The sequence below is a fragment of the Uliginosibacterium sp. 31-16 genome (assembly GCF_030730865.1).
GTDB lineage: Bacteria > Pseudomonadota > Gammaproteobacteria > Burkholderiales > Rhodocyclaceae > Uliginosibacterium.
This window is the reverse complement of sequence record NZ_JAVALZ010000006.1, coordinates 48,407-67,579: the sequence shown is the minus strand read 5'-3', so window position 1 is coordinate 67,579 and position 19,173 is coordinate 48,407. Positions and strand designations below refer to the sequence as shown.

Here is a 19,173-nt window from a genome sequence, read left to right as displayed (position 1 = left end):
TGTGGCAGGCTTGCCGCGGAAACGGTTCATGACCCTGGCTGGCGCCGGCTTGATCCGCAGGCGGCATACGCAGTCGTATTGCCTATAGCCACTTTTTAAGTGCGGGCAAGCCCGAAAACTTGATGTGGCGCATAGTGAATTTCACCAACTTGCAATAGTTTCCATCCATCGCCTTGGCGGCCTCTGTTTGATGCCCCTTGGTGACCAGCAGGAGGCCAGCCGCACGAATGTTCGGGTGCGCAGCTTGTCTCCGGATATCGCAGCTAGTCTCACATCAGGGAGATATGGATGTTCCAGGTGAGGATTCACGGGCGCGGTGGTCAAGGGGTGGTGACGGGGGCTGAAATGCTCTCCATCGCAGCTTTCCTTGAAGGCCGTCACGCACAGGCATTTCCGAGTTTCGGCTCGGAGCGGACAGGAGCGCCAGTTGTGGCTTTCTGTCGTATTGCAGACAAGGAAATCCGGCTGCGCGAGCCGGTCATGGAACCGGATGCCCTAATCATTCAGGATGCCACCTTGCTGCATCAGATCGATGTTTTCGCAGGTCTTTCGGCAGACGGTTACGTCGTGCTCAACACCAATCACAGCTTCGAGGATCTGGGGCTGGGCGATCTGGCCAAGCGGATTCGTCCGGAGCGTCTGGTTGCCGTGTCGGCGACCGATCTCTCGCTCAAGCATGTGGGCCGCAATGCACCCAACGTGCCGCTGCTCGGCGCGTTCGCTGCGGTTTCCGGCCTGATTTCGCTGGATTCGGTGGTCGCCGCCATTCGTGACAAATTCTCGGGCAAGGTCGCCGACGGCAATATCGCCGCCGCCACCGAGGCCTACAACATCGCCAAGGCAGCCATGGAGGCCGCGCATGCTTAAGCAATGTGAAGGTTCGCACGCCGTTGCGGAAGCCGTGGCGCTGTCGCGCCCGGAAGTGATCTGTGCTTACCCGATTTCCCCGCAAACCCACATCGTCGAAGGTCTCGGCGAGATGGTCAAAGCAGGCGACATCAAAAACTGCGAATACATCAACGTTGAATCCGAATTTGCGGCCATGTCGGTCGCGATCGGCTCTTCGGCCGCGGGTGCCCGCACCTATACGGCAACCGCTTCGCAAGGTCTGCTGTTCATGGTCGAAGCGGTGTACAACGCCTCGGGTCTGGGCCTGCCGATCGTCATGACGGTGGCCAACCGGGCCATCGGTGCGCCGATCAACATCTGGAACGACCACTCCGACTCGATGAGTCAGCGTGATTGCGGCTGGATCCAGATCTTTGCCGAAACCAACCAGGAAGCCGCCGACCTGCACATCCAGGCTTTCAAGCTCGCAGAAGAATTGAGCCTGCCGGTGATGGTCTGCATGGACGGTTTCATCCTGACCCACGCCTACGAGCGTGTCGATATCCCGACGCAGGAGCAGGTCGACAAGTTCCTGCCGCCGTACTCCCCGCGTCAGGTGCTGGACCCCGCTGCGCCGGTCTCGATTGGCGCGATGGTCGGCCCGGAAGCCTTCTCGGAAGTGCGTTACCTGGCCCACGCCAAGCAGATGCAGGCGCTTGAGCTGATCCCGAAAATTGCTTCCGAATTCCAGGAAATTTTCGGTCGCGACTCCGGTGGTCTGGTGCGTCCCTACATGCTGGAAGATGCGGAAACCGTGGTCATCGCTCTGGGCTCGGTGCTCGGCACGATCAAGGACACCATCGACGAAATGCGTGCGGATGGCATCTCCATCGGCGTGCTCGGCATCAATTCCTTCCGTCCCTTCCCTGTGTCGGCGATCCGTCGTGCCCTGTCGCATGCCAAACGCATCGTGGTGCTGGAGAAGAGCCTGGCCGTGGGCATCGGCGGCATCGTTGCCACTGACGTGCGCATGGCGCTGGACGGTCTCGACAAGCGCATCTACACAGTGGTGGCCGGTCTGGGCGGGCGCAACATCACCCGTTCCTCGCTGCATCGCGTGTTCCGCATGGCCATGCACGACCAGCTTGAGGCGCTGCACTTCCTCGATCTGGAGTGGAGCATCGTCAACAAGGAACTCGACCGCGAGCGCACCACCCGCCGTTCCGGCCCGATTGCCGAGAACATCCTGCGTGACCTGGGTCAGACCAAGTCGAACGTGGGCTGAGGAGAGCAGACATGGGACATCAAGACGTAAAGTTCTATCAGACCGGCACCTTCACCGTCGGCAATCGCCTGCTGCCACCTGAACAGCGTTCGGTACAGTCGGAAATCGAACGTACCAACTCGCTGAACTGCGGCCACCGTGCCTGTCAGGGCTGCGGTGAAGCGCTCGGCGCACGTTATGCGATCGACGCTGCGATGCGCGCCACCAACAACCAGCTGGTTGCGGTCAACGCCACGGGCTGTCTGGAAGTGTTCTCCACGCCGTATCCGGAAACCTCCTGGCAAATTCCATGGATCCACTCGCTGTTCGGCAACGCCGCCGCTGTGGCAACCGGGGTGGCTGCCGCCGCCAAGGTCCGCGCGCGCAAGGCCGGCCAGCAGTTGCCCGAGGTGCGCGTGATCGCCCAGGGCGGTGACGGTGGCACCACCGACATCGGTTTCGGCTGTCTCTCCGGCATGTTCGAGCGTAATGACGATGTGCTCTACATCTGTTACGACAATCAGGCCTACATGAATACCGGTGTGCAGCGCTCTTCCGCCACTCCGCCGGCGGCCCGTACCGCGACCACCATGCCGGTGGGTGAGCATCCGGGCAACGACTGGGGTCAGGGCAAGAACGTGCCGCTGATTGCCATGGCGCACGGCATTCCCTACGTGGCAACGGCCAGCGTGTCGGACCTGCGCGACCTGGAATACAAGGTCAAGAAGGCCATGAGCATGCGTGGCGCGCGCTACATCCACATCTTCGTGCCGTGTCCGCTGGGCTGGGGCTCCGCTTCGCACGACACCATCAAGCTCGCCCGCCTGGCCAAGGAAACCGGTCTGTTCCCGGTGTTCGAAGCCGAATACGGTGAAGTGACGAATGTGTCGAAGATCCGCCAGAAGCAGCCGGTGGAAGCCTATCTGCGCCTGCAGCGCCGCTTTGCCCACCTGTTCGGCAAGAAACCGCAGGTTGAACTGATTGCGCGTTTCCAGGCGATGGCTGACCAGAACATCCACAAGTTCGGTCTGCTCGGTAACGACAAGGCTGTTGTCGGCTTCCCCGACAGCGAGCACAAGTAAGGCAAGGGGAGTTGAAACAATGAACAAACCGTTTGCAATCACGCTGAATGTTGGCTCGTCGCTCGCCAACAAGACCGGCACCTGGCGGACCTTCCGCCCGACCTACATCAAGCGTCTGCCGCCGTGCAACAACGCTTGCCCGGCCGGCGAAGACACCCAGGGCTGGCTCTACCACGCCGAATCCGGTGACTACGAAACCGCCTGGCGTCATCTGACCCAGGCCAATCCGATGCCTGCCGTGATGGGGCGCGTGTGCTATCACCCCTGTGAAGGCGCCTGTAACCGTGGTCAGCTCGACTCGGCCGTGGGCATCAACTCGGTGGAGCGCTTCCTCGGTGACGAGGCCATCAAGCAGGGCTGGAAATTCGAGGCCCCTAGCAAGGAAACCGGCAAGCGCATCCTCGTTGTCGGCGCAGGCCCTTCCGGTCTGTCCGCCGCCTATCAGCTGCGCCGCATGGGGCACCAGGTCGTGATCTTCGAAGCCGGTCCGCTGGCGGGTGGCATGATGCGCTTCGGCATTCCGAAGTACCGTCTGCCGCGTGAAGTGCTGGACTCCGAAGTGCAGCGCATCATCGACATGGGCGTTGAAATGCGTCTGAACACCAAGGTCGAAGATCTCCTCAAGACCATGAAGGACGAGAAATTCGACGCGGCCTTCCTGGCTGTGGGCGCGCACATCGCCAAGCGCACCGCCATTCCGGCTGCCGAATCGGCCAAGATCCTCGATGCCGTGGCCGTGCTGCGCAGCATGGAAGGTGAAGACAAGCCGATGCTGGGCCGGCGCGTGGTCGTGTATGGCGGCGGCAACACCGCCATCGACGTGGCCCGTACCGCCAAGCGTCTTGGCGCTGAAGAAGCCATCATCGTGTACCGCCGCACCCGCGACAAGATGCCGGCGCACGACTTCGAAGTCGAAGAGGCGCTGCAGGAAGGCGTGATGATGCGCTGGCTGTCCACCATCAAGCATGTGGGCGAGGGTGCCATCCAGGTCGAGAAGATGGAGCTGGACGAGAACGGCAAGCCCGTTCCGACCGGCGAATTCGACACGCTGGAAGCCGACTCCGTGGTGCTGGCGCTGGGTCAGGACGTCGATCTGGGCCTGCTCAACGGCGTGCCCGACCTGACCTTCCAGGACGGCGTCGTACAGGTGGGTGACAACATGATGACCGGTTACGCCGGCATCTTCGCCGGTGGCGACATGGTCCCGTCCGACCGTACCGTCACCGTCGGTATCGGTCACGGCAAGCTCGCCGCACGCCACATCGACGCATGGCTCAACGGCACGACCTACGTCAAGCCGGCCAAGCCCGAACTGGCCAACTTCGAGAAGCTCAACACCTGGTACTACACCGATGCCGACAAGACGGTGCGTCCGATGCTGGACATCATCCGTCGTCAATCGACCTTTGATGAAGTGCAGGGTGGCCTGAACGAAGACAACGCCCTGTTTGAAGCACGTCGCTGTCTCTCCTGCGGCAATTGTTTCGAGTGCGATAACTGCTACGGCGTATGCCCGGATAACGCAGTGATCAAGCTCGGCCCCGGCAAGGGTTTCGAATTCAACTACGACTACTGCAAGGGTTGCGGTGTGTGCGTGGAAGAATGTCCTTGCGGCGCCATCAAGATGGAATCCGAGCAGACCTGATCGCTCTGGTCCGCTCGCCTTGAACGCCCGCTCGCCTCGTGCCAGCGGGCGTTTTTCTTGCTGAGCGGGGGCTCGAAGAGCCGCATCCGGCGGTCTTCTTCAGGCGGATGTGCTGGAGAACCATGCCTGTCGGGTCTTGCCAGCATGCCTGCCTGCAGATCAAGGCTGCAAGCGCCTCTTCCGCCGCCCGGCAGTACAGCCGCATTCCCGCCGGATTCATGTCACCATTCGCCTGCCGTTTTGACTGAACGCCTCAGGACCCCTGATGAATCCATCCGTTCCCGCCGCCATGCAAGGCCTGCATCTGGTTGCCGACCTGCAGGCTTGCGCCTGTGCGCCGGCCTTGCTCAGCGATGCTCCGGCACTTGCCCTGCTGGCGCGCGAAGCGGTGCTGGCTGCCGGACTTACCGTTGTCGGCGAAGCCTTTCACCGTTTTCCGGATGCGGGAGAACAGGCCGGCGGAGTCACCGGCACCCTGCTGCTCGCCGAATCGCACGTCGCTCTGCACACCTGGCCGGAATTCGGCGTCGTCACGCTGGATGTGTATGTGTGCAACTACTCGGCCGACAACACGACGCGGGCTGAACAGCTGATGGATGCGTTACTGGCCGTGTTCCAGCCAGCCGCTGTGAATTGTCAGCGCTTGCTGAGATGTGTGTCTTCGACGGCAGAGTAAGGCGGCGCGCTGGCAGGCGCACCGCCAGGGACCAAGGACTCAGCCGCCGAAAAGCTTGCCTTCACCGGCCCAGTCAGAGGGTTTCACGTCTTCGAAGATGACGTAGATGTACTTTGCATCGGTGCCGGTATTGCGCACGATGCTTTCGGTGATTTCAGCGGCTACAGCCTGTTTGGTGGGGGTGTCTTTACCTTCGAACCAGCTGACGCGTACGACGGGCATGGGTTTCTCCTTGAATGAAATGAGATTGAGGTTGGGGTTGGGGAAGTTAGCCGGCCGAGGCCGGCGCGAACTCAGTGTTCGAGAAAATCGCGCAGATCCAGGGTGAATTTGTGCGGGTTCTTGAACATGAGGAAGTGGTCGCCCTGCTCAGCCTCGGTATAGGCATAGAGCCGGGCATTCGGAATCACCGAGGCCATCCAGCGCTGACTGGGCAGGTTGTGGCTGTATTCACCCGAGAAGATCGCAGTGGGAACTGTGATCTTGTGGCGGATCACGTCGCGCCAGTCATTGGTCGCGTGATCGAACAGCACCTTGGCGGTAAAGGCAGGGTCGGTCTTGATGAACGCGTTGGCGAAGGCTTGCGAGTTCACGTAATAGGGCGAATCTGTGGCCATCGCACGCTCGATGACCTTCATGTCGACCACGAGCTGGTTGGTCGGCGCGCCGGCCGTGAAACTGGCGACCATGCGCTCGACTGAGGAAGTCATGCCGCCGGCCTCCAGACGCTCCTGCTCCGACCAGTCCGCGTGCGAATAGATCGACACCGGCTCATCCACGAAGACAGCCTTACGCATGCCTTGCGTACCGAAGAGGTCGATGTAGCCCCACAGCACGGAGGCCCCCATTGACCAGCCGATGTAATCGGCCGACTTTAGGCCAAGGTGCGCCGAGAACTCTTTGAGGTCCACCGAAAAGCGTGCGATGCGCGTGCCGTAATCGACGCGTTGCGACAGGCCCTGATTGCGCGGGTCCAGCACATAAACGTGGTAATTCTTGCTGAGCAGGTACATCACATTGATGTACTCGGCGCCGTTGGCCGACCAGCCCGGGATGAACACCAGCGGCTTGCCGGAACCCGCCTCCCAGTAGCTGAGCTGCACGTCATCACTGGTGGTGAAACTGTTGATCTGCAGGCCCTTGAAGTCAGAGAGCTTTGCAGGAAGGCCCTCCAGCTTGTTGGGAAAGCTGAAGTCGCGGCCCAGCACTTCGATGGCCGGAGCGGCCAGTGCAAGGCTGGAGCAGACCAGCAGGGCGAGTGCGCCCAGCACTGTGCGAATACGGAAGTCCATGATGATCCTTGAAGGCAATCCAGCGGCCCGCTGACGCAGGCCGCCTGGTGAGGGCAAACGGTTTAAATCTGAACCCAGGCCGGCGCGACGCTCGGGCCCTTGCCAAGGAAGTAGCCGAAATGAATGTTCATCTCGCCGATAGGCTCGATGAAACGGCTATTGGAAAGCGGGCCGGCTTCCACGGCCTCGAAGCCGATGGACTGCGCCAGCCCGGATACGGTGGCCTTGGCGGTAGCGTCATCGCCCGCCACGAACACTTGCAGGGTTTTGCCGGTGCGGGATTCGGGCGCCAGCAATTGCGCAAAGATCGTGTTGAAGGCTTTCACCACGCGGGCCTGCGGGGCGAGCTTCTGGATTTCTTCGGCGGCCGAAGTGGTGTGACCGATGGTGAGTTCCTTGTAGTCCGCGCTGATCGGGTTGGAGATATCGATCAGCAGCTTGCCGGCGAGGTCTCCGGCCAGCTTGATGGCCTCGGCTGCGGCGCCAAACGGCAGCGCCAGAATCACCACGTCAGCAAGCTGGGCTACGGCGGTAATCCCGCCACCCACTGCGCCGTGACCGATCTTCTCTGCCAATGCGGCGGCTTTGGTCAGATCACGCGCCCCGACGCTGATTTCGTGTCCTGCTGTAGCCAGTGCCGAGGCCAAGCCTGCGCCCATGTTGCCCGTTCCGATGATGGCGATTTTCATGTTCGTGCTCCTTGTTGGTTGGAGCGCTCACTTTAAAACTTGAAACTACTTCAGATAAATGATCGATAATCGTCATTACTTGAAACAGAGCGTTTGTAATGGATCGTCTGCTGAGCATGAGCGTGTTCGCCAAGGCTGTGGAGTCCGGCTCCTTCTCGGCCGCTGGAGAAGTCTTGCGCATGTCCTCGCAACTGGTCGGCAAGCATGTGCAGACTCTGGAGCAGCATCTGGGCGTACGCCTGATCAATCGTACAACGCGGCGTCAGCATCTCACCGAAGCCGGCTTCGCTTTCTACGAGCGGGTGAAGATCATCCTCGCCGAGGTGGACGCGGCTGAAGGCATGGCGGCCATGAGCGGTGGCACGCCACGCGGACGGCTGCGTATCAATGCGCCGGTGTCCTTCGGGATACATGCCCTGTCCAGGCGCTTGCCCGAGTACCTGGCCGCGTATCCTGAAGTGTCGGTCGATATGTCGCTCGCCAACCGTTTCGTTGACCTGATCGATGAAGGCTTTGATGTGGCCTTCCGGGTTGGCGAGCTTTCAGACAGCGGGCTGATCGCGCGCCGGCTCGCGCCCTATCGGCTGCGCCTGTGCGCGGCGCCCGCCTATCTCGCCAGCCATGCGCCAATCACCCATCCTGCCGATCTTGAGCAACACGAGTGCCTCGGCTTTTCCTACACCGAGTTGAGAACACGCTGGAGTTTCGAGGGGCCGGAGGGGCCGATCACCGTCGCGGTCTCTGGCAAGCTGATGGTCGATAGTGGTGAAGCGCTGCTGATGGCCGCGCGCGCCGGCATGGGCGTCCTGTTGCAGCCTTGTGAACTGGTGCGTGATGACCTTGCCGCCGGCCTGCTTGTCGAATTGCTGCCGGACTTTCCGGTGCCGACCCGCCCCTTCCACCTCGTGTATGCGCCAGACCGGCGCATGACGCCCAAGCTGCGCAGCTTCGTCGATTTTGCGCTGGCTGCGTTTGGGGGCGACGCACAGCCTGCCGGTACGAAAGCATCCTGAGTATGAGACAGACTGCTGCTTGAAAATCTCTCGCATCGCTTATTTCATTAATCCCGTTTTTCGCAATAAACAATGGACAATAATGTTGTTTATCTCAGTAAATGAGGTGTTTAAAGTATCTTCCATGCACCGCGCGTTGCGGTCCTGGCGACAAACCGCCAATCATCACAGCATGGAGAACAGATCATGAAAGTCAGCATCATCGGCGCAGGCAATATGGGTTCGGGTTTCGTCAAACAACTCACACGGGCAGGGCATGAAGTGTTTGTGACGGCCCGCAACTTCGCCAAAGCGCAAGCGCTTGCGGCGGCCAATCCGGGAGCCAGCGCAGTTTCCCCTGAAACTGCCGCTGCTCAGGCCGACATCATCGTACTCGCCACCGGCTTCAACGAAGCCATTGCAGCGCTGGAGTCGCTGGGGAGCCTGCAAGGCAAGGTTGTGGTCGACATCACCAATCCGCTGACGCCTGACTACATGGGCCTTACGATTGGCCACAGCAACTCGGCGGCAGAGGAAATCGCTCGTGCCGTGCCGGGCGCCACGATCGTCAAGGCGTTCAATACGGTGTTTGCGCAGGTGCTGGCAGAGGGTGCCGATTTTGGCGCGGGTCAGACCGTGCCGGTGTTCGTCGCCAGTGATGATGCGACGGCCAAACAAAGCGTGCAGGCGCTGGCGCAGAGCATCGGCTTTGCCACGATTGATGCGGGCGGCCTGAAGAATGCGCGCTATCTGGAGCCGCTGGGAGGCCTGAACATTTTCTTTGGCTATGGTGCCGGGCAAGGCACGGCGATTGCCCCGACCTGGCTGCACAAGGCCTGATCATGCAAGCACAGCCAGCCTCGATCAGTGCGCTGCGGGAGGATGCCGGTTTTTCCCTGTCCTTCCGTTTGCGCGAGCCCGTTTCCTCCCGCCCGACAGCCTGTGTGATCTTGCTGCACGGCGTGGGCGGCAATGAAACCAATCTTGCCGAGATTGCCGAAGCGCTGGATCCCCGGGTGCTGGTCGTGTTGCCGCGTGGCCCGCTGCTGCTGGGGCCCGCTCAATACGGATGGTTCAGGGTCACTTTCACGGCTGACGGCCCGAGACCTGATCTTGCCGAAGCCGACCAGGCACGCGAAACCTTGCTGCGTTTCATTTCCGAGCTGGAGGCCGCTTATGGGCTGAGCCCGGGCCGAACGATTATTGCCGGATTCAGCCAGGGGGGCATTATGAGCGCCAGTGTCGCGTTGAGCGAGCCCGAACGCGTACTGGGTTTCGGCATCCTCTCCGGCCGCATCCTTCCCGAGCTGGCTCCGCATCTGGCCAGCCCCGCCCGCCTGAAGGGCATGCAAGCCTTCATCAGCCACGGGGAGCTGGACAACGTTCTGCCCGCAAGCTGGGCGCTGCGCGCGGAGCAATGGTTAAGTGAGCTGGGCGTTGCTTACGCGACCCGTCGTTTCCCGGTCGGCCATGTGCTGAGCGCTGAAATGCAGGCAGATTTTCTCCGCTGGAGTCATGCGCTGATCGCCAGGCCGACGGAAGAGGCCGCTGCTTCTGTGGAGCTGAGCATCGGGAGCGAGCAGATTGGCCTGCTCGTCAGGGAGGGTGCGCATCCGCCGGAGACCCTGGCGCTTGAGATCGGAACGGAGAACATTGCGCAGACCTGTTTCAGGCATGAATCCCCGCAGCCCGTGGAGCTGGAAGAGGCCATCATGGTCGTCGAAGATGCGCTTGAGCACTGGCGTACGGCCATCCCCGCAAATGCGCGATTGTTTGCGCAGGACGCCGGCATTCATGAAATCGCACGACTTGCCGGGTTGCCCGCTCAGGCGGAGGTCGTGCTGAGCCGGGAGGCCATCGAACGTACCTTCGCGCGTCTGGTGGCGGTCTCTCAGGGGCGGCCGGCGTCTGCCGAAGGGTTGCCGGCAGGCCGGATTTTTGCGGCGAGATTGCTGATCCTGCGAGAATTCATGCACCACCTGAAATGCGAGGCGATCACGGTCCGGGCGTGAGTGCATTCCGGGGCACGAATTTCCGGGGCAGACGCGTGCTCAAAGGTAGTCGGTGCGTACCGGGGTGAAAACTTCGATGGCGACGCTGTCTTCGAGTACTTCGGCGCCGTGCTCGATGCCGCCGGCAATGCACCAGCTGTCGCCGGGCTTGAGGTCGCGGACTTCGTCGCCGATGGACAGACGCAGGCTGCCACTGACGAGGTAGCCGGTCTGCTCGTGCGGGTGAGCGTGGCGGGGCAGGGGAAAACCTTTCTGCAGGCGGAATTCGACCATCAGGGTCTTCTCGCCGTGCACCAGTGTCTTGCGTTCGATGCCGGGCAGGGCGGGGATGTAACCTTCGTTGCTGTTTAGACCAAACATGGTTTCCTCCTGTTGCGAGCCTTGCGTGTTGCAGGTCGGACTTCTTTCTGCACTCTGCGCCGGTGCGCCTGGTTAGCCGCACCGGACGGACATCTTCCGGCAGGTATGCTGAAGATTCTCTCCCCGTCTGCTTGTCCGGGTGTCATGTCTGAAGATCCAAGCGGGAAGAGGCTCTTCGGGCAGGCCTGGTCAGGGCATGATTTCGACGTACTCGTAGACTTCGCAGTCGGTGATCAGCTTTCTCACCGGCAGGCTGGCGCGGGCGAACCATTCCTGCGGTTGGTGGCGGTCGATCTCTTCGCCCATGAATTTCACCAGTTCGCAGATCGGTTCGACAACTTCGCGGCGGTAGGTCTCGTCCTTCTTCACGTAGGCGAGGTACAGATTCTTCATGCAGTTGCCGCGGCAGAAAGCGTAAGCATCACAGGTGCTGCAGGGCATGGCCGGGTCCGGTTGCAGCGGACTGGCGCGCAGCCAGTTGTCGACCACGCTGCCTTGCTGCATCTCGGGCAGGTAGAGCAGGTCGGGGCAGGGGAAGATGCGGCCGTCCGGCATCACATTCAGGATGTGGGTCGAGGCGCGGCACTGGGTCTTGCCCTGGTACAGCTCCTGCGCCTTCGAGGGCATCACCTTGTTGCGCACCATGCCCATGATCGGAATGATCGGGTAGAGCCGGTCGCTATGGCGGAAGAATTTGGCGATCAAGCGGGCGAGGATTTCCTTGCGCTTAGCCATGCCCTCGGCCGGGTAGGCGCCGATATCCGCAACGAACTGGAAGTACAGGTAATCGAACACTTCGGTGAGGTGGTCGATCTCCTCGAAACTGATCTCCGGGTGGCTCCAGGTCATGCGCGCGGTGATGCTGCCGCTGGTTTTCGGGCGGATCGCCGCGAGGTTCTTCATGACCTGGCGGTAGATGCCACGGCCGCGATAGCCGTCAGTGGTGCCTTCGCCGCCATCAATCGAAATCAGGAAGTTGGACATGCGTGCCAGCACTGCGTCCGGCAGGCCGTCGAGCAGCGTGCCGTTGGTCTGCAGTTGATAACGGAAGTTCGGAAAGCGCGCGATCACCTCTTCCATGTAGGGCCGGTTCAGCGTCGGTTCGCCGCCGTAGAAGGTGACGTAGGTCTCGTAGCCCTTGAGCTGCGTGTCGACGAAAGCGGCGAGTTGCTCCAGCGAGTAATCCACGTGTTGCTGCGAGCCAAGCACTTCGCCCACGCCGAGCGAGCAGTAGGTGCATTTGAGATTGCACTTGAGGGTGGTGAGCAGTTGCAGCTCGACACGGTGGCCGGGGATGGCGGGCTGGCCGTCGGTGGCTGGTCGGGTCGGGCGGAGCAGGGTGATCGGCTGGGCGCTGGTCATGGAACGGTGGGCTGAAAATCGGAAGAGCGCGATTTTAGAGAGGTTTCCGCTCCGTGCTTTGCGGTGGCTCAGTCCTAAGGCTCGGTGCAGGCGTCTGAATAGCCTGTTCCGGCAGGGCTGTGCCTTCTATAAAGAAATCAGGAGGGCGCGGTTTGCTCCACCAGAAAGGTTCGATGATGCGCGACGATAGCAGGGAAGAGGAACGGCTGGAGACTCTCGACGAGTTGGGTGATCTGCTGGCGGTGCTGCAGGAAATGGGTGAGCGCCTGGCCAATGAGACACATGGCGACGCCTACGCTGGCGTGCATGAGTTCAATGCCATGTTGCATCAGGCGCGCCTCCAGCTTGAGCATATCCGGGGTGGTAAGGCCTGAGGCGTGATGCCTGAAGAGCCGCATCCCGCCTTGTTCTGCAGCACGGAGCCGTGGGCAGGCCCGCCCGGTGCGCCTCTCCGGGCATGCAACAAAAAGGCCCCTTGCGGGGCCTTGCCGTAGCTGCCGGTGACGCTCAGATCCGGACCGCCTGACGGGCGGCCAGCTTCCACTTGCCACCCTGTTTCTCCCACACGCTCAGGATGTGCAGCTTGACGGTGCCCGGCATCTTGCCCTTGTCGGCTGTTGCGCCAAACAGGGTGTGACGGACAAAGGCGACATTGCCGCTCACGCGGACCGTCTGATCCGAGAGTTCGATGCTCACGAAATCGGAGGCGCCTGTCAGCAGATCGTCGATGAAACTGGCCTTGGTGTCGATCTTGCCGCCAGAGTGGCCATAGCTCAGACCGTCAGCAACGATGGCTTCGAGTGCCGCCTTGTCCGGCGTCACCATCAGCACGCGCAGCTGTTCCACTGCTGCATTGACGCCAGCCGTTTCGTCCGCCGCGAAGGCGGTCTGGGCCAGAAAACCGAAGGTACAGACAGATACGAGACACAGCAATTTCTTGAACACGATGTCAGCTCCTGATTTGGTTGAATGAACGCCCGGCTTTGTCATGCAAAGTGAGGATATTCCGCCGGGATTGTCATGCTACTGACGTATTTGTCTGACGAAAATGGATGAAGACCCTGATCCGTGGAGGGGCTGTTCTGCGGCACCAAAGAAAAGGCCCCTTGCGGGGCCTTGTCATGTTTGCCTGGCGGGGTTTGCTTATTCAGCAGCGGCCCACTTGCCATCTTTGTACGAATAGAAGGTCACGCCACCTTCCTTGATGTCGCCCTTGGCATCGAAGGCGATGTTGCCGGTAATGCCCTTGATGTTCAGCGCTTTCAGGGCTGGCAGGTACTTGGCCGGTTCGGCCGAGTTGGCTGCCTTCATGGCTTCGATCAGCGCGGTGGCAGCGTCGTAGTTGTACGGGGCGTAGAGCTGCACGTCACCGTTGTAACGCTGCTTGAAGCGCTCGCGGAACTTCGCGCCGCCGGGCATCTTTTCCATCGGGATGCCGGCCTGGGTGCAGAACACGCGGTTGTCCAGTTCCTTGGCCGAGAGCTTGAGCATCTCGGCGGTGCACAGGCCGTCGCCGGAGAGGAAGGTCGCCTTCATGCCGAGCTGGCGGATCTGACGCAGCAGCGGGCTGCCTTGGGCATCCATGCCGCCGTAGAAGATGGCATCCGGATTCTGGCCTTTGAGCTTGGTCAGGATCGACATGAAATCGGTGGCCTTGTCATTGGTGAATTCACGTGCCACCACCTGGGCGCCGAGCTTCTTCATGGCGTTGGCGAGTGCGTCAGCCAGACCTTGGCCATACGCGGTGCGGTCATCAACGATGGCGATCTTCTTCAGGCCGAGCTTTTTGACGGCGTAGCTGGCCATGGCTTCAGCCTGCTGCAGGTCGTTGGCGATGACGCGGAAGGTCACCTTGAAGCCTTGCTGGGTCAGCGTCGGGCTGGTCGAGGATGGGGTGATGACCGGAATGCCGGCCTGTTCATACACGCGCGAAGCCGGGATCGAGGCGCCGGAGGTGACGTGACCGATCACGCCCTTCACACCCGCGTCGGCGAGACGCTGGGCCACGGTGGTGGCGGTGCGGGGATCTGCCTGGTCGTCCTCGCTGACCAGCTCGAACTTGACCTTCTGGCCGCCGATGGTGATGCCCTTGGCGTTGGCATCCTCGATGGCCAGACGGATGCCGTTTTCGCCATCCTTGCCGATGTGGGCGATCGGGCCGGTGAGCGGACCGGCGGCGCCGAGTTTAACGGTGAGGTCAGCGCTGGCGGTACCAGCCAGGCTCAGCAGGGCGACGCCCAGTGCAATGCGGTGCAGGTTCAAGATGGTTCTCCGGGTCTGAGTGATTCAGGGCGCCTTACGGGAGGTAGGGCAGGCAACAATTATGAACCAGACCGGAGGTCGCGGGTACCCATGTTTGCACGCTTCGCATGCTCTGCCTGCAGAGCCGCACAGGGCGGGCTTCTTCCGGCAGGCATGCTGCAGAAGGCCGCCGTGTGCGGGGCTACAGGGTGATCACTTTCGCCGCGGCGCCTTGCGCTTCGACGATCATCAGCATGTTGCCGATCTCGGCTTCCGGCACGTGCTCCATCAGGCCGTAATGATCCAGACAGGTACGGCAGGCGATGACCCGGGTGCCGGCTTCGCGCAGACGGGTGATCTCGGCCCGGCATGGCGATGTGTTGATGACCATCTTGACGCCTGCCGCGTAGAGCAGGATGGCTTGCGGAGGCGTTTCCAGCTCGACCAGAGTCCTCAGGTAATTGACGAGCAGGCGCTGGCGCAGGGTCTCGTCGCCGTGGCCCATGCCGTCGCTGTTGATCATGAGGGCAGTTGCGTGAAAGTCCGGATTCATTCTTGTCTCCCGAGGAGTAGGCTGCATTCTGTTCAGGATAAGAGCGCACAGGAGAGTTGAACATGACATCAGGCAAACAGGTGATTCGCGTAGGCGTGGTGGGCGCCGGGACGAATACCCGCGAACGGCATATTCCAGGCCTGCGAGCACAGCCAGGGGTGGAAGTGGTGAGCGTGGTGAACCGCTCGCGCGCGTCGTCCGAAAAGGCGGCGCGCGAGCTTGGCATCCCGAACGTGGCGGACAACTGGCGCGCATTGGTCGAGGACTCCGGGATCGATGCGGTGATGATCGGCACCTGGCCCTATTTGCATTGCCCAATTACCCTGGCGGCGCTGGCTGCCGGCAAGCATGTGCTGACCGAAGCGCGTCTGGCGATGAATGCGACCGAGGCGCTGCAGATGCTGCAGGCCGCGCAGGCCCGGCCGGATCGGGTGGCGCAGGTGGTGCCGGCACCGTTCACGCTGGGGGTGGATCGCACGGTGCAGCGCCTGCTGCGCGAGGGTTTTCTTGGCCGCTTGCTGACGATTGAGGTGCGCGTAGCGGATGGCAAATTCCTGGATACGCAGGCGCCGCTCTCCTGGCGGCAGGATGCGGACCTTTCGGGGCTGAACGTGATGAGTCTGGGCATCTGGTACGAGAGCGTGATGCGCTGGGTGGGTGAGGCCGACAGCGTGATGGCCAGGGGTCGCACCTTCGTGACCCAGCGTGTCGACACCTCTGGCCGGCTGCGCGCCGTGCGCGTACCCGAGCATGTGGTGGTGCTGGCTGACATGGTGTGTGGAGCACAGGCGACATTCACCGTTTCGGCGGTGACAGGCCTGATGAAATCCAGCGAAATCGTGCTGTGCGGTTCGGAAGGCACGCTGCGCTTTGCCGACGGCCATCTCTACGGCGCACGCAAGGGCGATGCGGCCCTGCAGATGGTGCCGGTTCCGGCGGAGGAGGCCGGCGGCTGGCGCGTGGAGGAAGAGTTCATCAATGCCATCCGTGGCATCGAACCGGTCACGCACACCACGTTTGCCGACGGGCTGAAGTACATGCAATTTACCGATGCGGTGGCGCGCAGCATGGCGGAGGGACGTGCGCTGACCGTGTAGATTTCAGTACGGGCGGTATTTGCCGTTAATCAGGGGGCGCCGCGTTGCGTAATCCTGTGAAGGGAGTGCCGTCCCATGTCGTTCGGATCTGCAGAAAAGCATCACTTCAAGATTCCGCTGCACGTGCTGGCAGCAGCAGGGTCAACCTTCCTGTTGCTGCTGGTGGCTTTCATCCTGGCATGGAACTCGTATCGCAGCACACGCGAAGTGATTTCGTCTGCCGTCGACGAATCGATCCGGCATGTCTCGCGGTCGTTGAAGGACAAGATTCGCGGCATCCTGCAGCCCGCCGAGAACCAGCTGGAACTGCTGGCCTATCACCAGATCACCCGCAGTACGACGCTTGCCGAGCGCTTGCAGGCCGTGCCGATGGCTGCGGCCGTGCTGGCCTCCAATCCATTGATGGATGCCTGGTATGTGGGCTATGCCAATGGCGACTTCGTGCTGTTCCGGCCGCTGCGCGAGCCGACCCTGCGCCGGATTCATCGCGCCCCGGCCGATGCCAGCCTGATGGTGCAGGCTGTCAGCCTGCAAGGCAATGGCCCGCGGGTGGGAGAATTCCTGTTCTATGACAAAGGGGGGCGCCTGCTGCGGCGTGAGCGGCGCGCAACCTACGCTTTTGATCCGCGCGAACGCCCCTGGTTCCGTCAGGCTTTGCAGGAGCGCGAAGCCGTTATTACCGATCCTTACCTGTTCTACACCACGCGTCAGGTCGGCGCGACCCTGGCGCGACGCGCTGAAAGTGGCGGAGCGGTGGTGGGGGCGGATGCCACACTGGCGGATCTGGGCCGGGAAATCACCGATCTGAAGATCACTTCCGGTTCGCTGGTCGCGATCATTGATCCGGGCGAGCGGGTTGTCGCGCTTGAAGATGCCGGCAAGTCGGTGGCGCTGGATGTCAGCGGCGAGCCCCGGCTGGCACAGGTCGCAGATCTGGGCATGCCGGCCTTGAGCGCCGCCGCCGCCCTGCCGGCGACGGGGGTGGAACGGCAGCACGCGCTGGTGGGCAAGCAGGAGTGGGAGCTGATCTCCGTGCCTCTGGCGCTGCGCGCGGATGGGCGCGCCCTGCGGGTGCTGATGGCGGTGCCGGACGCTGAATTGTTTGGCGAGGCGCGCAAGCTCCTGCAGCTCCAGCTGTTCATCACCCTGGGGCTGATCGTCCTGTCGGTGCCCGCGGGTTTCTGGCTGACCCAGCGGATTGTCGAGCCATTGCGCCTGCTGGCCGAGGAGGCCAAGCTGGTCGCGAGTTTCGATTTCCGGCCGACCCGCCTGCCGCGCTCGCGGATTGCGGAAGTTGATCTGCTGACCAATGCCACCAGCCAGATGCGCTCGACGATTGCGCGTTTTCTCGATGTGAGTGCTGCGCTCAATTCCGAGATGCGTCTGGAGCGCCTGCTGGATGTGGTGCTCGATGATGTGGCGCTGGCCACCCAGGCCCGCTCTGGCGCGCTTTATCTGTACGAGCCCGAGGCCCGGGTGTTGCGTCGTTCGCAGGATCGTACGGGGGATGGCAGCCGGGTCGATTACGCCCAGAGCCTGCAGTGCGATGCCGATCAGGAACACCCTGTCGTGCAGGTGGCGACACGGCGCTGCAGTGTGGCCGGGCGGATTGGACAGGCAGGCCCGGAACTGTTTGCCGTGGCGCTGGAAACCCTGGAAAAGGAATTTGTTGGTGTGCTGGTGCTGGAGCTGGCCCGTCCGGTCGAGCCGGAGCGCAAAGGCCGGCGTGATCCGCTGGTGGCCTTTATCGAAGCCCTGTCCTCGACGGCGGCGGTGGCGATCGAGACCCGGCGTCTGGTGGACAGCCAGAAGGCCTTGCTGGAAGCCATGATCCAGTTGCTCGCCGGAGCCATTGATGCCAAGAGCCCCTACACCGGCGGGCACTGCCAGCGCGTGCCAGTGCTCACGCGCATGCTGGCCGAGGCCGCCAACGATGTGCAGGAGGGGCCGTTCCGTGATTTCAGCCTCAGCGATGAAGACCGTGAAGCCGTGCATATCGGGGCTTGGCTGCATGATTGTGGCAAGGTCACGACGCCGGAATATGTGGTCGACAAGGCGACCAAACTCGAAGCGCTTTACAACCGGATCCACGAAGTGCGCATGCGCTTCGAAGTGCTCAAGCGTGATGCCGAGGTGGCGTTCTGGAAAGAGCGCAGCGCGGGCGTACCAGAGCCCGCGGCGCTGGCCGGCCTGCAGGCGGTGTGGCGCACGCTGGATGAGGAATTTGCTTTCGTGGCCGAGTGCAACAAGGGTGGCGAGTTCCTCGATGCCGACAAGATCGAGCGTCTGCGTCTGATCGCCCAGCGCAGCTGGCAGCGCACGATTGACGACCGACTGGGCCTGTCGCGCGAGGAAGAGCGTCAGTTGCAGGATGTGCCCTCCGCCCGCTTGCCGGCGAGCGAAGCCTTGCTGGCCGACAAGCCCGAGCATCGGGTGCCACGCCCGCCCGGCGAGATCATCCCGGCCGACAATCCCTGGGGCTTCCAGCTGGAAGTGCCGCAGTACAAGTTCAATCGTGGCGAGATCTACAACCTGTCGATCTCGCGCGGCACGCTGACCGATGAAGAGCGTTACCTGATCAATGATCACATCGTGCAGACCATCATGATGCTCGGACGACTGCCCTTCCCGCGGCACCTGAAGGGCGTGCCGGAGATCGCGGGCGGGCATCATGAGCGCATGGACGGGCGTGGTTATCCGAAACGCCTGAGTGGCGAGCAGATGAGCATTCCGGCGCGGATCATGGCGATTGCCGATGTGTTCGAGGCACTGACGGCAGCGGATCGCCCCTACAAACCGCCCAAGACCCTGTCCGAATCCCTGCGCATCATGGCCCGGATGGCGCGTGAACAGCATCTGGATGCAGATCTGTTCGATCTGTTCCTGAGTTCCGGCGTGTATCGGGAATATGCCGAACGCTTCCTGCTGGCGGAGCAGATTGATGCCGTGGATATTGCCGGTTTGCTGAGCAGGCCGTCTGCAACGCAGAGCTGAACCGCGGGGATTGAGTGCTGAGTGGGCATGCCCGGAGAGCCTCTTCCCGCGGACCTGAGCGGGATGGGGTGGCGAAAAGGCGCGTC

General features: G+C 62.0%; 19 protein-coding genes. 11 read left to right on the top strand and 8 right to left on the bottom strand.

Going from position 1 to position 19,173, the window contains the following annotated elements; genetic code table 11:
* Positions 1–288: 288 nt before the first annotated feature.
* From Q9Q94_RS17185 to speD, 5 genes are all read left to right on the top strand, one after another.
* On the top strand, positions 289–867 hold the full coding sequence (locus tag Q9Q94_RS17185) for a 2-oxoacid:acceptor oxidoreductase family protein (protein WP_305981365.1): 579 nt from the start codon (positions 289–291) through the stop codon (positions 865–867).
* Positions 860–2,113, top strand: coding sequence for a transketolase C-terminal domain-containing protein (locus Q9Q94_RS17180; protein ID WP_305981364.1), 1,254 nt, complete (start codon positions 860–862; stop codon positions 2,111–2,113). Before Q9Q94_RS17185 ends, Q9Q94_RS17180 begins: the two co-directional genes overlap by 8 nt.
* Before the next feature lie 11 nt (positions 2,114–2,124).
* Positions 2,125–3,174 (top strand): thiamine pyrophosphate-dependent enzyme, encoded by a 1,050-nt coding sequence (locus Q9Q94_RS17175; protein ID WP_305981363.1) that lies wholly within the window; start codon positions 2,125–2,127, stop codon positions 3,172–3,174.
* Positions 3,175–3,193: 19 nt separating this feature from the next.
* A complete protein-coding gene (locus Q9Q94_RS17170) occupies positions 3,194–4,819 on the top strand; it encodes an NAD(P)-binding protein (protein ID WP_305981362.1) in 1,626 nt (541 codons plus the stop codon).
* Between the two features lie 265 nt (positions 4,820–5,084).
* The gene (gene speD / locus Q9Q94_RS17165) at positions 5,085–5,495 is read left to right on the top strand and encodes an adenosylmethionine decarboxylase (protein ID WP_305981361.1); all 411 of its coding nucleotides are present in this window, start codon (positions 5,085–5,087) and stop codon (positions 5,493–5,495) included.
* Between the two features lie 39 nt (positions 5,496–5,534).
* On the opposite strand, the gene Q9Q94_RS17160 is transcribed toward speD, so the two are convergent.
* The 3 genes from Q9Q94_RS17160 to Q9Q94_RS17150 all read right to left on the bottom strand — a co-directional run bounded on the left by Q9Q94_RS17160 (position 5,535) and on the right by Q9Q94_RS17150 (position 7,476).
* Positions 5,535–5,717, bottom strand: coding sequence for a 4-oxalocrotonate tautomerase family protein (locus tag Q9Q94_RS17160; protein ID WP_305981360.1), 183 nt, complete (start codon positions 5,715–5,717; stop codon positions 5,535–5,537).
* Between the two features lie 71 nt (positions 5,718–5,788).
* Positions 5,789–6,787, bottom strand: coding sequence for an alpha/beta fold hydrolase (locus Q9Q94_RS17155; RefSeq protein ID WP_305981359.1), 999 nt, complete (start codon positions 6,785–6,787; stop codon positions 5,789–5,791).
* A gap of 62 nt (positions 6,788–6,849) precedes the next feature.
* Positions 6,850–7,476 (bottom strand): NADPH-dependent F420 reductase, encoded by a 627-nt coding sequence (locus tag Q9Q94_RS17150; protein ID WP_305981358.1) that lies wholly within the window; start codon positions 7,474–7,476, stop codon positions 6,850–6,852.
* Between the two features lie 98 nt (positions 7,477–7,574).
* Here Q9Q94_RS17150 and Q9Q94_RS17145 point away from each other — a divergent pair, with 98 nt between their 5' ends.
* The 3 genes from Q9Q94_RS17145 (at position 7,575) to Q9Q94_RS17135 (ending at position 10,480) form a co-directional block, all read left to right on the top strand.
* On the top strand, positions 7,575–8,489 hold the full coding sequence (locus Q9Q94_RS17145) for a LysR family transcriptional regulator (RefSeq protein ID WP_305981357.1): 915 nt from the start codon (positions 7,575–7,577) through the stop codon (positions 8,487–8,489).
* Between the two features lie 117 nt (positions 8,490–8,606).
* Positions 8,607–9,308 (top strand): NADPH-dependent F420 reductase, encoded by a 702-nt coding sequence (locus tag Q9Q94_RS17140; RefSeq protein WP_371929874.1) that lies wholly within the window; start codon positions 8,607–8,609, stop codon positions 9,306–9,308.
* A 2-nt stretch (positions 9,309–9,310) separates the two neighbouring features.
* Positions 9,311–10,480 carry an alpha/beta hydrolase gene (locus Q9Q94_RS17135; RefSeq protein ID WP_305981355.1) on the top strand — a complete coding sequence of 390 codons (1,170 nt, stop codon included), beginning with the start codon at positions 9,311–9,313 and terminating at the stop codon, positions 10,478–10,480.
* Positions 10,481–10,519: 39 nt separating this feature from the next.
* On the opposite strand, the gene Q9Q94_RS17130 is transcribed toward Q9Q94_RS17135, so the two are convergent.
* Both Q9Q94_RS17130 and Q9Q94_RS17125 read right to left on the bottom strand, forming a co-directional pair.
* Positions 10,520–10,840, bottom strand: coding sequence for a cupin domain-containing protein (locus Q9Q94_RS17130; protein ID WP_305981354.1), 321 nt, complete (start codon positions 10,838–10,840; stop codon positions 10,520–10,522).
* 189 nt (positions 10,841–11,029) lie between these two features.
* Entirely contained in the window at positions 11,030–12,202 is a 1,173-nt protein-coding gene (locus Q9Q94_RS17125) for a radical SAM/SPASM domain-containing protein (protein ID WP_305981353.1), read from the bottom strand.
* A 152-nt stretch (positions 12,203–12,354) separates the two neighbouring features.
* Here Q9Q94_RS17125 and Q9Q94_RS17120 point away from each other — a divergent pair, with 152 nt between their 5' ends.
* A complete protein-coding gene (locus tag Q9Q94_RS17120) occupies positions 12,355–12,576 on the top strand; it encodes a hypothetical protein (RefSeq protein WP_305981352.1) in 222 nt (73 codons plus the stop codon).
* Positions 12,577–12,709: 133 nt separating this feature from the next.
* Here the strand turns inward: Q9Q94_RS17120 and Q9Q94_RS17115 are convergent, their stop codons facing one another.
* The 3 genes from Q9Q94_RS17115 to Q9Q94_RS17105 all read right to left on the bottom strand — a co-directional run bounded on the left by Q9Q94_RS17115 (position 12,710) and on the right by Q9Q94_RS17105 (position 14,966).
* A complete protein-coding gene (locus Q9Q94_RS17115; protein WP_305981351.1) occupies positions 12,710–13,147 on the bottom strand; it encodes a nuclear transport factor 2 family protein in 438 nt (145 codons plus the stop codon).
* Between the two features lie 198 nt (positions 13,148–13,345).
* The gene (locus Q9Q94_RS17110; protein ID WP_371929873.1) at positions 13,346–14,458 is read right to left on the bottom strand and encodes a branched-chain amino acid ABC transporter substrate-binding protein; all 1,113 of its coding nucleotides are present in this window, start codon (positions 14,456–14,458) and stop codon (positions 13,346–13,348) included.
* A gap of 187 nt (positions 14,459–14,645) precedes the next feature.
* Positions 14,646–14,966 (bottom strand): DsrE family protein, encoded by a 321-nt coding sequence (locus Q9Q94_RS17105; RefSeq protein ID WP_305981350.1) that lies wholly within the window; start codon positions 14,964–14,966, stop codon positions 14,646–14,648.
* 92 nt (positions 14,967–15,058) lie between these two features.
* Here Q9Q94_RS17105 and Q9Q94_RS17100 point away from each other — a divergent pair, with 92 nt between their 5' ends.
* Both Q9Q94_RS17100 and Q9Q94_RS17095 read left to right on the top strand, forming a co-directional pair.
* Positions 15,059–16,093: a Gfo/Idh/MocA family protein gene (locus Q9Q94_RS17100; protein ID WP_305981349.1), complete on the top strand. Its 1,035-nt coding sequence runs from the start codon at positions 15,059–15,061 to the stop codon at positions 16,091–16,093.
* A gap of 75 nt (positions 16,094–16,168) precedes the next feature.
* A complete protein-coding gene (locus Q9Q94_RS17095) occupies positions 16,169–19,087 on the top strand; it encodes an HD domain-containing phosphohydrolase (protein ID WP_305981348.1) in 2,919 nt (972 codons plus the stop codon).
* The last annotated feature ends 86 nt before the right edge of the window (positions 19,088–19,173 follow it).